Raw genomic sequence first — 16498 nt, 5'->3', positions numbered from 1 at the left:
AACCAAATGATTCATAACCCTAATTTTCTTTATTTCTCGCAAAAAATAAAATTGTATTAAAAAAACTAAAAAAAATAATCCCATCATGCCTATACAGGATGTTCTCAAAAGTAAAACAAAGCAAGATTAATATCAAAAAGCCAAAATGAAGTTTTATACATCTGAAAGACCATTTAGTTAAAATAACAAGTGAGATAACATATAATAAAAATCCTATCAATCCTGAAGATAATATAACCTGAAGATACTGACTATGCGAATTAAACTGAAACCTCTTAAATAGATCTGTCTGACTAAACTCCCTATCATAACATTCTTGCATTTTTTGATTTACACTACCTACACCATAACCAAAAAAAGGTTTCTCAACAATATTTTTTAGTGAGCAATAGTAGATGACACTTCTTATATTTTCATTAGAAATAAGTGGATTTGTATTCTCATATTTACCCGGTGGTATGGCATTTTCGTAATTACTTAGTTCTTCCACTTTAGAATAAATTTGATACCCAAATAGGATAAAACCTGAAATTCCAGCTATCAAGAAACCTATTGAAATAAACTTTAAGGGGACTTTTAGTGAAAAGGAAAACAGCAATATTGATGATACAACAGTTGCAAAAAATGGCATCCTTGCACCAATAATGTATAGCCAATAATAAAAGCATATAAAGAACAGTACTCCTATCATTTTCATCCAGATTTTTATAAAAAATTTCTGGAATAACCATATTAAAATTAAGATACCCATCCCGATCCACATAGATAAATATGTGCCATGAACGTTAGTCCACTCTTCAATGTGACTACGCAACTCCCAGGGAGATATGTCATTGTCGTTTATCTGGGCATAGAAGTTAAAATAAAGAAATAGCAAAAGAACAAACAGCGAGATTACGTAGACTAGAAGGATTTTATATAATTGGTCTATTTTCAATACCGCAGTTTTTTTAATTAATAAAACCAGCACTATCAAAATTACAGGCGATAAACGCAAAATGTATTTGAATCCTAGCCTTACGTCATTTGAATAAAACAAACTTAAAGAAGAGATAAAAAGGAGAGAACCAAGAACCATCAAAACTTTTGTTTTCTTAATACTCCAATACTTCTTGCCATCAATAAAAAAATAAATTATCGACAGAACACTCATTATGATAATTAATGTGCTTTGCACTCCTTTTGGAAGTATTGGAAAAGCAGCCAATACCATCAATAGTAAGAATTGAATATCACTATAATGATTAATAAATTTATGTTTCATTGTTTCCTGTAGTCGATCATCCTGTTTTCAGAAGATTTTTTCAATTTACTTAAGCATTCTTAGCTAGTTGGTTTAAAATCTTTATATGCTTTTGAATCGATTGTTCCCAACTAAAATTCTTAACGTGTTCAATTCCCTTTTTAATCATTTCTGATTGTAATTTCTTATCGTTAACCAGTAAAGTGATTTTTTCTTTTAATTCTGCAAAATTTGACGGGTCAAAGTACAACGATGCCGCGCCTCCTATTTCAGGTAAACTTGTTCTGTCTGAACTCAAAACAGGCACAGCGCAACTCATTGCTTCTAAAATAGGCAATCCAAAACCTTCATAGAGTGAAGGAAAAATAAACATTGTTGCTTGATGATACACAATCGGGACTTCTTGATCTTTTATACATCCCGTAAAATAAATGTCATTTTCCAGATTATGTTCTTTTATAAACTCAAAAACTTTATAATCATTAGTAATAAAACCTTCTTTTTTACCAAGGATCACCAATTTATATGTAGTTCTAACAGATTTATCAAGTTCTTTATATGCTTGCAATAACGTGATCAAATTTTTATGCGGTTTTACGTTTCCAACAAATAAAAAATACGATTTCGGTAAAGCCAACGAACAGTCTTCTGTATTTATTGATTTACCATAATTCTGTTTTACACCACAATGAACGACACTTAGTTTTTGTTTTTCTGCCTTAAAATGTCTTAAAATTTCTGATTTAGAAAACTCTGAAACCGTAATAATATAATCACTCTTCCTGACAGCATTCTGATATAAAACCTTTGCCCAAAGTCTTTTTATTCTACTAAAGTTAGAAGGGTTTGACATATGATTTACATCGTGGATGGTGACTATTCTTTTTTTTGATTTAATCGAAAATAAGGGAGCATTAAAATGGGGAGTCCAAAAAACATCGCATTCAGGAATTACCGAGGAATAGTATAACTGTTCTAGAAAACTATACGTTTTATATGGAAAAGTAATTACATGAACTCTATTCTTCCATTTGAATTCATCAATTCCTTCTTTATTCACCAAAACAATAACTTCATCAAATGAAGAAATGATGCCTGGTAATATATTTTTTATATACGTCCCAATCCCAGAATTATGAATTAATCGAATATCAACAACTAACCGCATCTATTTTATTTTCTTTCGTTAATATTAAACCAAATAATATCCAAGGATATAGAAAATATATCTGCACTCCAAAGCAGAATAACATAAGAAAGCCTACTAACAGTAATTTTAGGTGATTACGATGCTTTAATGTTTTATACCGATGCCAAATAATGAAGAAAAAAAACAATAGCCCAAGAAAACCATTGTCTACTAATATATCAATTAATCCGCCAAATCCGTGTGCATCTTTAATTCTAATCTCTTCTGGAGGTAGCGGAAAAAAACCTCGGTACTCTTTGTTGTTACGTAACAATGGGTAATTGCCTGTTCCAATTCCAAAAAACGGGTGATTTGCTACTATTTTTGGTACTATAAAAACTCCTGAAATTCTACCCATAATAAGGTTTGGATCGGTGGGCCGAATAATAACAGCCTGTTCCACTCTACCTATTTCGCGAACATACATACTCCCAATATTTATGAACAAAAAGTAAAAACCTATCGCTCCTATTATAACCAGGGGATAGACGAATGACTTTATTTTTTTTCTTAAAAAATCATAGTTTTCTATACCTATCCATAACACGGTACATAGAAATCCCGATTTCGACTGTGCCATAAATAATATCACTACAACTAAAAAAAGTCGTTTAATATCTCTTTTTTTTGACTTTTTAAAAAAGCTGGTCAATATAAAAATAAAACTAAGCATCAATCCGAAGGGTCCACCTTCAACAAAATATCCTCTTAGTCTTATATCATAATTATATACTAATCTAGTGTCATTTACGCTCAAAACATCAATCAAAACTAACACGTAAACTAGTGCAAAAATTACAGTAATGATTATGTTTAGATCAATAAACTTTAAAAGATAATAATGAAAGGTGTTCTTTTTCTTGAGTACTTCAAAATATAAAACAACAAAATTACAGAGTACCAAACAAGTTACTAACTCCACATATCTTCCTATAGTTATTAAATATGGTTGTTTAAGAAATGAATTTCCTAAGTGTTCGAAATCAGAGAAATAGGTAACACAGAGTGAAATAAGTGTTGTAACTGTAAAAAAGGCTAAAAGATATACTACATATTTATGGATCTTTTTTGAAAAAATAAAGGGAGCTAAACCTAACAATAGAAGCTCAGAAATCTTTATCAATCCAACTTTCACATCTGTAAATTGAACACAAAAAGTTAGAAATAACAGCAATAGAATGCTAAGTATCTTATCTTTACTTTTCAAAATATTTAAGTGGTAAGTACCAATTTTATAATCTTAGGAATACGATTAAAGTTGCCCGAAAGTAACCTCCTGAAAACTGTAACGGTCAAAATAAATAATTTTACTGACCAAAGGTAATTTTTATAATGTCTTTTTGAAAATAAGATTCTGCTTTGAAGGGAAGTCAAATCGATAAACTCAGGTTTTTCTTTTTTATCGGTAGCTAGTGTTGATTTTCCGTGCTTATGATAAACTCCTCGAACGTCTAGTATTTCTACTCTGCCCCCTACTCGCTTAGCATTTTCAGCCAAATCTATTTCTTCATAAAAGAGAAAATATGATTCGTTCATTAAACCCACTTCTTTTAAAAAATCATGGGAGAACATCATAGAAGCTCCAACAGGATAATCTAGTTGGAAAGATTTAAAATTTAAATCCTCTTTTATAGACGTATTACTTCCTATGTGATAAGTAATACCGGTAAACCTATTATATTTTCCACCAATTGCCTGCATTCTAGTGGGCTCGTAATATTCTATTAAAGGTGTTCCAAATAATATTTTATCAGTATCTGAAGTATATTTATTGAGTTCTGTTACTAAATTACTTGCGGTGTCAGGCCCTAATATTGTATCATTATTAAGTAGCCATATAAAATCTTCAGCTTTTCCAAATTTTTTCACATATCTCAATGCTATATTGTTCGCTGCAGCGAAGCCTTTGTTTTCTTCCGCTTTTATAATTAAAAGTTTGTTTGTATATTTTCTAATTATAGACTCTTTTTCTGAAACTAAGCTGTAATCAATTGGTTTAGCTGTTATTGGTAATACAATTTCAGAATAAAGCGTTTTTATTTGATTCTTAGAACTACCATCTGCCCAGCTACTTAATTGAATCACATCGTCATCTGAAGTACTATTATCTATCAAAAGTACTTGAAAGTTACTGCATCTTTGTTTAAGGATTGACTCCAAGCATTCAATTGTATCTTGATATCCGTTAAAGTTAATTAATACTATGTATAGCTTATTTATCAAATTATAAGGGTTTGCTTCATACTCTATAATTTTTTGCGCTTTTTGTAAAGTGAAATTAGTACCGTTGCTATTGTATTCTATAATATAAAATCATTCTTTCTCTGTATGATTGATGTTCAGTAAAAGATTAATTAAAGCCATATCCCAGTTACCATTAAATCTTACATGTTTTCAATTGTCAAATCGGCAATCAGAACATTTTTAGTTACATATATAATTTCAACATCGTATATACTTAAAAGTTTTTCTAAAATTAGAAATAGCTTATGATACGATTAATTTTCGTTATTAATTTACTTTTACAACTAATAAAAAATCACCCCAACAGAACTGTCTCGAGTATTACTTCTTCTGAACTTTTAACAAAAATTGAGTGGTAAAAAATTGAGTAAACATGCCTAATGTAAATTTATTTATAGTCGATGCTTTAGATTTTATAATTTTATTGTTGGGTATTATAGCTTCTATTTTCAAATCTTTATGTGAATCGAACAATGCTATCATATCCGATTTGCAAAAAAATCTAAAATGTGTACGATCAAAAATACCCTCATCTTCATATTTAAAGCTTCCTTTTATAAAAATTTTTATAAAAGCAGAATAATTTCTAATGTTTGGTAAACTTACCAAAAAACTCCCGCCATTTACTAAGTGTTCTTTTAATTGGTTAATTACTTGTTCTGGGGTTTTTAAATGTTCTAAGACATCTGCCAATATAATTATGTCGTATTTGACAGAGGTTTCAATTCTGGTTTCTTCAATATCAAGAATTTGAATAGAATCAAAATTTTCTTTACAATCAATAATGTCAATAATATCAATTAGATGTATTTCTGAGGCTATCCCTTTTTCTTTAAGATATAATAAAGTGTTGCCTTTTCCAGCGCCTATTTCAAGAATTTTTAAATTTTTGTGATCCTTAATAAAATCTACTATATCTATTCTAACATTAGAAAAATACTCATGCTCCTTTTCTAAATATATTTTTTCTAACATAAAATAATACGTTTAATGAGACTACATAACTAAATTCTACAAAAACAATTGTGTAAAACGCTCCTTTTGCTCCATAAAATTTTGATAAAGCTAAACAGGTAATAATCCCAACTACAGGAACAAACAGAAATGTTTTCATAATTGCCTTTCTTTGGTCCATTGCTACTAATAATAAATAAATAGGGCAATTGAAAAGAACGAGTATAATTCCAGCACAGGCTGTTTGAAGCAAATGTATGGATAAATCAAAGTAATCTTTTACAAAATATCTAACAATTTCTATCTGAAAATTGATAACAATTAGTGTTATAATCAATATAAAACCGACAACAAAGATATAAGTGTTTTTAATTGATACTATTGCTTCTTTCAGGGACTTTTCCACTTTAAATGAAATTCTAGGTAGCATTAGGTTAATATAAATAGAGAAAGGAGCCCGCATAACATTGTAGATCTTTTCTATTGCTGCAAAAACCCCCACTATTTCGGCAGAAACAAAAAAACCAAGAATGATAGGATATAAACTGGTGGAAACATAAATACTAATATTAGAAACAAAATAATGTATACTTTCATTGATTTCAGATATAAAATCAGAGAAAGTAAACTTAATAGCGGAAAGAGGAATTCTTCTTTTTATTAAGTATAATGAAAGTAATCCAGCTGCTATAGCTCCTAAACCAAAAACAAAATTGATGTAAATATAATCGCCAGTACTTTTAACGAATAACAATATTCCTATTAGATATATCGTTTTGTTCAAAATTGATACACCACATAGCGGTTTGATCATTTGAAGTCCCTGAAGGCCCCAATTCAAATTAAAAATAGACGACAATGGAATCGCCATAGAAAGGGAAAACAACACGCGATGCTCCCAAAGGTACGGAACCAATACAACTAGTAAACCAGATAGCAAAAGTAAGCCCAAAAAAAGTATCAACTTTGTATATAAAGCTTTACTTATAATTTTTCCTTTTTCGTCATCAGATTTACTTTTAGACAGACTATTAACTCCTGATATTGTATACCCATAATCAATGATCAATGATAAAAAAAAAGTAGCCGAAAATGCTATGACTGACAACCCATAATTATTCAACCCTACGGTCTTAATAATGTATGGAATAATCACTACAGGGACTAATAAAGAATATGCACTGCTAAATCCGAGAAAAACTGATCCTGATAGAAAATATGTAAGATCTTTGGATAGGGGTTTCATCGGTAATTATTGTTGGGTAGAATCTGAATAGCTATCTATCATCTGATTTTGTTTCTTTCTTTTTGAAAACATCATCCTTGATCTTATCAACTTTGCGCTTAAATAGAATTCTTCTTTTAATATTTGCGAAGCTATAATTAAAACGATAAAAAATGTATGCTAGAATTATAAAAAAACTTATTAAAAAAAGAGCTAAATAAAAATTATAAGAGGTGCTACCTAAAATAACCATTAATATGACAAAAATTAAATTAAAGCCTCCTATAATAAAACTAGCTTGCTTGTGAGAAAGTTTAAAGCTGTCGATTAAGATATGATGGGTATGATTTCTGTCTGGAGAAAAGGGACTTCGCTTATTGGATACTCTAATTGTAAAAACCCTTGCCGTATCGAACAATGGAACGATAAGAATACTTATTGCTATCAGCGGAACATTTTCTAATAAAAAAGGTAAGCTATCGTATGATTCTGGTGATAATGCTAGAAATTTCAGGGTGAGTATACTAATCATAAATCCTACAATTAATGAACCAGTATCTCCCATGAAAATTTTCTTTTTAGAAGACAAGTTATAGCTTAAAAATGCTATTAATGAACCGTTCAATGTAAGTGAAATGAGTGTGTAAAAATATTCTTTAGTTAAATAAAAAATTGTAGTATAAATAACCAAAATAACAATACCGACAACCGAAGCTAGTCCGTCTATCCCGTCGATTAAATTATAGGCATTTATTACAGTCAACATCATAAAACCACCGAGTAGATAATAAAGATAAACAGGAATTCCCTGAATCCCCAAAAACCCATTTAGCGATAATATTTGAAAGCTTTGATTACTCAGTATAAAAGCAATAGCCACTAATTGAGCTGCCAGTTTTGTATATGGAGAAAGCACAACAAGATCATCTTTTAGCCCGATTACCAGTAAAATTGTTAACCCAGGAATAATGTATATGGCTTCATCATATTTATCTAAAGTATGAAGAAAAAACAAACCAAAAACAAGACAATAAAAAAAAGCTATTCCTCCTAAAGTTGGTGTCCTTTTTACGTGCGAACTTCTAATGTTAGGATCATCCATTAAATTTTTATATTTAACTAAACCAATAATTTTTGGCATAGTAAAATATGTGAGGCAGTAAGCGCCTAAGAAAAATGCAAGAGGGAAATATAATTGCAACACTAAATCATTATAACATTCTTGACAAAAGTAGCAATTAATAATGTAGAGAACATCATCTTATTTGAATTTCCATTTAAAACTATATTTGACAAGAGAATCAATGTGAATAATCAAAAGTTTTAATCTTTTAGCTGAACCCTTTTCAAAATAATGTACAATCCTAACCAGAGGATTAAAACAAACTTCATATCCTTTTTTAATTGTTTTTCTGCAGATATCAATATCTTCAAGATACATGAAATACCTTTCGTCAAAACCTTTAATATCCAGTAAAACTTTGGTTCGAAACAACTGAAAGCAACCTGAAATTGAATCAACCAACATTGGCTCGTTCCATTCTTTATCTAAATAATGGTATCTATTATATCTTTTTAAAAAAAGCCGATTTAAAAAAGAAATTCTTCTTATAAAAAAGTCCTGAAATCGAGGAAACTTTCTTATGGAATGTTGCAGTCTTTTATCTGGATAAACAATTTTAGGACCAACAACTCCAACAGAAAGGTTGTTTTCCAGATAATCCATGAGATATGGTAATACATTACTATCAAAATAAACATCAGGATTAAGAATTAAATGATATTTTGAAATATCGGCAATATCCTTCATTATTATATTATGCCCTGCGCCAAAACCAAGATTTTTTCCAGCATGTATATAACTTACATTTTCGCCGTAGTTTAGTTCTTTAGATAAGCTTTTAGTTTCCGAGTTATCAATTAAATATAAATGTTTATCACAATCGGTTGCCAAAAAACTTTCAATTGCCTTTTTTAATTTTTTAATTTCGTTATTATATAGAACTATTGAGGCTGTAAGCATGTCTTTTTGTTTCAAAGTATTCTAAAAATAGCGTATTAAAAAAAGTAAAGAAAATAATTCCGACATTTCTACTAAATATATTCTCAAAAAATAATCCAATTACGATTATTAATACCAGGCAAATGTAAGGATAACAATTATATTCAAGTCCTTTCATTATAAAAAACAATATCATCGTTAACAGAGCTAGTAAACCAAAAATTCCCGTTACTAACATTGAATGAAAAAAATAATTGTGGGAGTTATATGTCCTGATTTCATAGGCATTGGTATCAAAATCAGAAAAGCAATAATCCAATTCATTTTGTGTATCTCCTATCCCAACTCCAAAAACAACATTTTCTTTAATAATTTTTAATGAACATTTATAAATCCCAATTCTGATATTAGTGGAATTATGATTTAATCCTACAGGAGGCTTAAACTCTGTATACTTGATTTCATCAATGAACCTTGAAGAAATATATGAAATCTTGGTTATTGAGATTACACTAATTCCAATAAAAAAAACAACTAAAGCCCATTTTATACTTTTGTTTTTTAAACGATATATATATATCATAACCGATAAAAATAAAGCCAAAATCCCAACTCTTGATGATAAAATTATAATAGTTGCTACCAACAAAATAATAAGGCCTACCCTCAACGAAAGAATTAAAACAGATCTAGCATTTAATTCAATTTTTTTTAAACCATCCAATAATAGGATTATTCCAAAGGCAAACCATAAAGAAACGTAGGTTGGATGTAATGACTCATATTCAAAATTTAAAATTGCATCTCTAAAAGGAAGGTCGTAGAATTTTGCATCTCTTAAATTTAAATAAAGTCCTAAATCATAAAAATTGTAATGTATATATATAACACAAAGAAAACAAGCTAGTAGATATGAATTAATCACATACTTTAGTTCTCTTCCGGAAAAATTCCCTGAAAGAAAAAAAAACGCAATTGGAAATAATACCAAAGGAAGCAAATGCTGTATACTCCTGATTCCATAGGATATATTTTCAGTATATAAAAAACTAAACAAAAAAGGGTAAATTAGGAAAGTTGTGACAAAGAAAATTTTACCTCTATTCTGGAATCTGCTCTTTAATTGTTTTCTACTTTCTCTACTGTTTAAAGATACAATTAAACCATAGATCAAAAATAGTATAAGCGAAATAGAATTGTAATTAAGCTTATAAAGAGGAAAAAAAGCAATGACACAAAGGAAAAATGTTCGCAATCCAAAATCCTTAAGTTTTATATTACTGATCATACAAAATCTTATTTAAAAGTTGTGTCCAACCTTTGGTAAATGGTTCCTTAATTCTTTCACTTTTATTTCCAGAAAATTCTATCGTTCGGTCAATAAAACTGATCATCAGATCCTTTAGTTCATCTGGTTTACTGCTGTCAAAAAAAGCTACACGCTCATAATCACCCAAAGTTTCTTTTGCGTATGATTCATTGGCTAATAACATCGGCTTTAAAGTTTCTTTGTATTCTGTGATTGGCAAACCCCATGTTTCTAATTTCGATGGAAATATCAAACAATCCGAATATTTGTAATATTCATAAACCTCTTCTCGAGAAAGCAATCCTAAAAAATTAATTCCTTTATGATTAGTATACTTATCATGGATTTCTTTAGAATATGTATTCAATGATCCATTTATTGTAATATGAATTTTACATTTCTTTTTATAGTTGGATGGAAGCAACCTATATGCTTCGCAAATAATTTCAAAATTCTTGAATGGCCTGGGAAAACTAGGGTAAAAAAAGTTAACCAAATTATTATCTAACTCTAAGTTAATTTCTTCAGTAGATTGATTTATAACTTGCTTAACATCCGGATACGCTACTAAAACATTTTTTAGATTCCAAAACTTTATAAATTCTTTTCTAATCCAGTTTTGTTGAACTATAACATATTTGTTCTTTTTAATACTTATTCTATACAGATGCTTATAAAAGCTGGAAAATAGAAAAGTTTTTGTGTTTTTTATAATGTCCTTTTTTTCTGTTGTATAAAATGGTGTTGGATTATGGCAATAAACAAATCTATTTTTGCATTTAACATTGGGGGTTATATCGTGCATAGATAACCAATAATCCGGTTTAAGTTTTTTAGAAAAGAAGTAAAAGTAAATATACTCATAAAATAACCTTATGAACCATGATTTTTTGGATAAAGGAAATTCGATGTAATGAATATTTGAAGAACTATACAGGCTTTTATTGTTGACTAAAGCAATGATCTCATAATCATCTGAGTAATTATTTGAAAGCTCTGCCAAACAATCATTCATAACAGACAATGGACCTCCGGAAACGAAATTTATTGCAGAAACAACTATTTTCTTTTTCAAAATCAAAATATTAAACGGTATTTATTTTTTTATTCCTTCCCATTTCTTCGTGCTATCATCATATCTTTTTATGGTCTTTGCAGGAGACCCCACTATAATCTGATTTTTTCCAAAATGTCCACTTACAACCGAATTAGCCCCAATAATACATCCTTCTTCAATGATTGTTCCTGGAAGGATTGCAACATTCTCAGCAATCCAGACATTTTTTCCGATTATAATATTATCCGCAATAGACTTACGTTCTTTTGGTATTGAATAAGGAGTGTCTTGATTTTCATTTTTATAATTTCCGTGATTGTGATCAATAATTACAACATTACTCCCTACTAAAACATTATCTCCAATCACTACACTTTTTATTACACCTACGTGTACATTGAAATTAAAGTTGACGTTATTGCCTATAATTAGTTCAGGGTCTCCATCAAATCCAACAATTGGGTGCCTAACAAAAGACTTGTCTAAAACCTCTATTCTAAGATTAATTCCTGCATTAAAATTTTTGCCAAAAATAACGTATTTCTTACCAACTATATAAGCTGGTTGACGAATTAATCTAATTTGCTTAGGAAAAAATATTTTGGTGATTATTATATCCCTAATTAATCTAAATACATCTAAAAAATAATATTGACTAAATAACCTTATTAGTTCTTTCATTGATTGTGTTTTCTTTTTTTGAAAAATAAAATACCATAAGAAACATTATAAAACCTAAAGATGTATAATGTCCTTGTCTTAATAATCTTAAAATTATCAAAACCAAAATACCATTATTAAATACCCATAAAAAACTTGGATTAAACTGTAAAGTGCAAAAACGAATTCTATTATGCAGAATAAAAAAAATAAATACCAATAATCCCGTTAAACCTGTTTCAGCCAAAAGTCTTAACAAAAGACTATTGGCGTCTTTTTTATTCAATTTATACATATCTCTTATTGAGGTTTTGGGAATAACCTTATTGATATATTGATTATAATTATTTTCATAGGTTCCTATCCCAGTCCCTAAAAGTAAATCATTCCTCAATGTTTCTTTCGTAACTCTATAATTGCTGTATAGAGCATATGTACTTAGATTAGTATTGTTAATATCTTGTTTTGATATATTTTCTGTTGCAAACAAATAATAGGTGTCATCTACCCTTCTCTTTACTTCTGGCATTTTATAGACAAAAAAGCCAATAACAGGTATTGATACAATTATGAATATTAAATAAACTGGTCGTTTTAAAATCGGGTATTTACTAAAAATTATAATACTTAAAGCAATCAAAATTCCTAAATATCCTATGGATGATTTTGATAATAAAAGAACAAACAATACTATAAAGCAAAGTCTTCTTGATATCATATTACCTATTCCAAAAATCCGAGCTAAAGCAGCAAAAACTGCTGGCATTATGACATAAGCTAAAAACGAAGGTTCCTCAAACCATGCTTGGATCCTTGCATTGTCTAAAGAATCAAAATTACCCAAATCAAAACCTAAAAAAGAAAAATCAGCTAAACTACTTAAACCAACTTTAATCAAAAAAAATTGTAGAAGAGCAATTATGCATATTAAAGAAGCAATGGATAAATAGTCCTTGAAAATTCTTTTAATATCAAATTTATAAGCATTGATTAAAAGATAACAAAATATTAATTGATAACTTATTAATATTAATTGTTTAAAAAAACCAAAGATGTATCCCCCTTTTAGTAAAGGAACCAAAAACAATAATCCCCATAAAAAAATTAATAATAAAAGCGTCTTTATATATATTCTTACTTTTCTGAAAGTAATTAAATAATATGTTATAAAACCTAAATATAATAAGTAGTTGAAGCGAAAATCGAAACCCAAATTAATTGGTAAATAAAGATTCTCCAAAAACAGAAATAGAAATCCAAGTTTATTTATGATCTGTTTCATAATACTTAAGATTAGGATCTCGCATTAACTTAAATACCATAGGAATTCGATCAAATTGCTTCCTTTTTATTCTATTCAACACAAAAAAGATAAACGATAGAAATAGTATCGGCAGCTTATATGGATAAAACTTTTTGGTGAATAAAATTTTACTTCTTATACCATAAAAATCTGCCATTTTACTTGTTCCGCCTCCAGAACTGCCTCCACCTTTATGATATACTATAGCCTCTGAAGAAAATACAGATTTGAAACCTCTTTTATTTCCTCTCAAGACCCAATCGTATTCTTCAAAATAAAGAAAATATCTTTCCTCCATTAATCCTACTTTTCTAATAAAATTCAAATTTAAAAACAAGGAAGCTCCAATTGGATAATCAAAACTCACCTCCTTATCAAAGACTTTATTTGCATCTTCTCCATTTTGCAAAATTGTAATTTTCCCAATCCAGTGATTATATTTACCTCCGATGGATTGTATTAATTCCGGTTTTTCATATTCTAAAAGTCTTGCACCAACAATTCCTGTATTAGTTTTATTATTAATAGTTTCTAATAGCTTAAATAGTGTGTTTTTAGGAACTACAGTGTCATTGTTCAATAACCATATTTTATCTTGTTCATCTGCAACTCTGTTAATATATTTTAATGCAACATTATTCCCTGCAGAAAAACCCTTGTTTTCTTTAGCTTTTACAAGAAGGAGTTTTTTATCCTCAAAAGAGTTTGGTTCAAGGTTCTTTTCTTCAATTAAAACATAGTTAATTGGCTTGCTTTCAAGCGGGTATACCAGTTCAGGAAATGATGTTTCAACATTAAAGTCATCACCATTTGCCCAAGAAGTTATCTGATCTAAAGATTCACTTGTGGGAGAATTATCAACCAGAATAATCTGGAAATTTGGATGATCTGTTTTTAGTACACTTTCAAGACATTCTATTGTATCTTTCCAGGATTTGTAATTGAGTATCACAATATATGTTTTGATGATCGACTCCGTCATTTAACTATTTTTCAAAAAATTATTAGTCAGCTATTCTTTTTCTTTTCCAAAGAACTCAAAGTCATCAGCATAGAAACCGTATATGTAGTCCATTTCATTTTCCAAAACATATTTTTCGTCTTTACCCTCATCAAAATTTACGTGATAGACATATGTTTTAATTCCGTTCTCTTTAACCCTTAGAAGAAAGTCTTTATTTGATGCTATATATCTTCTAGAAACAGCAATATCTTTAACCTCTAACCATCTTAACATTGAGATTTTATTTTCTCCCAAATTATTAATAACCGTTTGTGAAGGCATCGCAGATCTAATCCCGATGTTTTGAGCTTCTTTTACGGCTTCATATGTAAATAATTCCATCATTAATCTTTTTTTATCTATAAAAATCTCTGAAAATTCTTTAGGATTATTTACTTTATCGGTCACTAAAATTGCATCAGGATGGTCGGCAAACCACTTATTCACAATCTCCATGTTCATTGGAGAATATTTTTCTTTTATTCTCTGACTCATAAAATATTCTTCAGTTACATGGTCTTTCCCATTGTTGCCAGTTATTTTTGCCCAAAAAGCCCAGTCATGAGCAGCTACATATTTCCCATCAGAAGTTTTGATAAAATCTAACTCAAATAATCTTATCCCTTTACTATAACTTAGATTAAGTGCTTCTAAAGAGTTTGTATAAGTGTGACCGTCTATTTTTCCGCCAGCGTGGGCAATATATCTAGTCGTGTCTTTATAAATATTCTTTTGGTATTTTTGATTTTCAGTTATTCGTTGAAACACCTCGTTATCCTCTTTTTGTTTTTTAAGACCTGAAGTATTAATACTAGTTATTCCTGAAATATTATTCTTATCAGTAAGATAAGTTATTTTGTCTCCTTTTATATAATCTGTAAGAAAAGAAATATTATGCTTTACTGAAGCTCCTTCAAGCAATATTTTAGGAATGTCAATTTGGTAAAGGCTCTTAGAATTATCAAAACTTATTGAATTTTTTTTGGCATTTGTTAATAAAAACAATCCTCTTTCACCTGTCCCGTCAAAAACAGAAGGATCACCCATTTTTAAATGATCCGGATAAATATATACTATTGTGTTTTCTAAGAGTTCTTCTTGTTCCATGAATTTGATAAAGTCTCCGACCAAGTGGTCCGTAGCAGCGACCATAAACTCAAGGCTGGTATCCTTAGGCTCAATGAACTCTTCCATTCTCTTATCATATACACCATTGGGAAAATGAGTAGAAATAGTTGATATAAATAAACTATATGGTTTTTTCGTTTCTTTGAATGAAAGAAGAGTTTTTTTTGCCTCTTCGAACAAATCTTTGTCATTTATGTATTTAGTCGATAAATTCCTTCTATCAATTATATTATTGAATTTATAGGCTTTTAACAAATCTTCAGTTCCCGCAAACTTTGCATTTCCAATTAGGAAAGTGTCTGTATAGCCCGCTTTTTTCAGAACGTGATTAACACTTGAAATATCACTATCATAAGAGGTTTGAAAAATAGAATTTCCATGGATATTAAAATAAGCGGGGAAACCTGTTAAAGATGTATATAAAGAACCTAAGGTCCAACCACTGCCAGGTGTCTGTTCCATATCAAAATATGTCCATTTCTTCCTTAAATCACGTAAATTTGGCGTTAGATGTGATTTTTCTTTACTTAGATATCCTTTTTCAAAAGATTCCAAAGAAATTACAATTATATTTTTTCCCTTTTTTGCTTTTATGGCTTGGGGTATAATATAATGCTTTATATTAAGACTATTTAATGCACTATTGAACCCTTCATTCTCTACATTCAGTATCCGCGCCAGATTGATGGTACTGCACACCATACCTCCTTTAAAACTTAGAAGTGGTATGAAAAAAATCGCAAGTACAAGTTTTTTATAGTTGCTCAAATATTTGTTCATTTTACAAATCTTTCCATAAGAAAAATATAAAATACAACAAATAAAAATCAACATAATCAATGACAAAAGTAATTGAGATCCAAATAAGCTTTTCATTTCAGCAATATCATCATAATTAAAGTGTAAATAAAAACTATATCCTATGAAATCTCCAGTTATATAGACAGAAATCAATTGAAGCAAAATGAAACTACTTAATAAAAATGAAACCAGAATTCTTAAAATTACTACTTTTATAAAAGATACAATAATAAAAGATAATCCTAATAGAGCTATGAAGTTGATTATTGTGTAGATCATTTATTTATTCTTTTGAATAACATTTATTTAACTAAAAAGAATGCAAAGATAAATTGTTCTGTTCTTATTTTTCTCCGATTTTTATCTATGATTATGAGCAC

Annotated in this window: 14 protein-coding genes; all 14 read right to left on the bottom strand. The window is 29.1% G+C overall.

What is annotated here, in order from left to right; all coding sequences use genetic code 11:
- Positions 1-19: 19 nt before the first annotated feature.
- Entirely contained in the window at positions 20-1264 is a 1245-nt protein-coding gene (locus tag ACE94K_RS03965; protein WP_378180264.1) for an O-antigen ligase family protein, read from the bottom strand.
- Positions 1265-1313: 49 nt separating this feature from the next.
- The gene (locus ACE94K_RS03960) at positions 1314-2411 is read right to left on the bottom strand and encodes a glycosyltransferase family 4 protein (RefSeq protein ID WP_378180262.1); all 1098 of its coding nucleotides are present in this window, start codon (positions 2409-2411) and stop codon (positions 1314-1316) included.
- Positions 2395-3639, bottom strand: coding sequence for an O-antigen ligase family protein (locus tag ACE94K_RS03955; RefSeq protein WP_378180260.1), 1245 nt, complete (start codon positions 3637-3639; stop codon positions 2395-2397). The genes ACE94K_RS03960 and ACE94K_RS03955 overlap by 17 nt, the downstream gene beginning before the upstream one ends.
- Before the next feature lie 5 nt (positions 3640-3644).
- Positions 3645-4655 carry a glycosyltransferase family 2 protein gene (locus ACE94K_RS03950; RefSeq protein WP_378180258.1) on the bottom strand — a complete coding sequence of 337 codons (1011 nt, stop codon included), beginning with the start codon at positions 4653-4655 and terminating at the stop codon, positions 3645-3647.
- Positions 4656-4997: 342 nt separating this feature from the next.
- The gene (locus tag ACE94K_RS03945; protein ID WP_378180256.1) at positions 4998-5651 is read right to left on the bottom strand and encodes a class I SAM-dependent methyltransferase; all 654 of its coding nucleotides are present in this window, start codon (positions 5649-5651) and stop codon (positions 4998-5000) included.
- The gene (locus tag ACE94K_RS03940) at positions 5617-6876 is read right to left on the bottom strand and encodes an oligosaccharide flippase family protein (RefSeq protein WP_378180253.1); all 1260 of its coding nucleotides are present in this window, start codon (positions 6874-6876) and stop codon (positions 5617-5619) included. Before ACE94K_RS03940 ends, ACE94K_RS03945 begins: the two co-directional genes overlap by 35 nt.
- A gap of 31 nt (positions 6877-6907) precedes the next feature.
- On the bottom strand, positions 6908-7996 hold the full coding sequence (locus ACE94K_RS03935; protein ID WP_378180251.1) for an MraY family glycosyltransferase: 1089 nt from the start codon (positions 7994-7996) through the stop codon (positions 6908-6910).
- Positions 7997-8116: 120 nt separating this feature from the next.
- Complete coding sequence (locus ACE94K_RS03930) at positions 8117-8893, bottom strand: glycosyltransferase family 2 protein (RefSeq protein ID WP_378180249.1); 777 nt, start codon at positions 8891-8893, stop codon at positions 8117-8119.
- Positions 8850-9782 (bottom strand): O-antigen ligase family protein, encoded by a 933-nt coding sequence (locus tag ACE94K_RS03925; RefSeq protein ID WP_378180247.1) that lies wholly within the window; start codon positions 9780-9782, stop codon positions 8850-8852. Before ACE94K_RS03925 ends, ACE94K_RS03930 begins: the two co-directional genes overlap by 44 nt.
- Positions 9783-10134: 352 nt before the next feature.
- A complete protein-coding gene (locus ACE94K_RS03920; protein WP_378180245.1) occupies positions 10135-11241 on the bottom strand; it encodes a glycosyltransferase in 1107 nt (368 codons plus the stop codon).
- Between the two features lie 21 nt (positions 11242-11262).
- Positions 11263-11904 (bottom strand): acetyltransferase, encoded by a 642-nt coding sequence (locus ACE94K_RS03915; protein WP_378180243.1) that lies wholly within the window; start codon positions 11902-11904, stop codon positions 11263-11265.
- Entirely contained in the window at positions 11879-13165 is a 1287-nt protein-coding gene (locus tag ACE94K_RS03910) for an O-antigen ligase family protein (RefSeq protein WP_378180242.1), read from the bottom strand. Before ACE94K_RS03910 ends, ACE94K_RS03915 begins: the two co-directional genes overlap by 26 nt.
- Entirely contained in the window at positions 13146-14168 is a 1023-nt protein-coding gene (locus ACE94K_RS03905) for a glycosyltransferase (RefSeq protein WP_378180240.1), read from the bottom strand. The genes ACE94K_RS03910 and ACE94K_RS03905 overlap by 20 nt, the downstream gene beginning before the upstream one ends.
- Positions 14169-14198: 30 nt before the next feature.
- Positions 14199-16397, bottom strand: coding sequence for a sulfatase-like hydrolase/transferase (locus ACE94K_RS03900; protein ID WP_378180238.1), 2199 nt, complete (start codon positions 16395-16397; stop codon positions 14199-14201).
- Between the last annotated feature and the right edge of the window lie 101 nt (positions 16398-16498).

The organism is Aquimarina besae (genome assembly GCF_042434905.1).
GTDB lineage: Bacteria > Bacteroidota > Bacteroidia > Flavobacteriales > Flavobacteriaceae > Aquimarina.
Note: the sequence above shows the minus strand (reverse complement) of the source record. Positions and strands in the feature narration are given on the sequence as shown.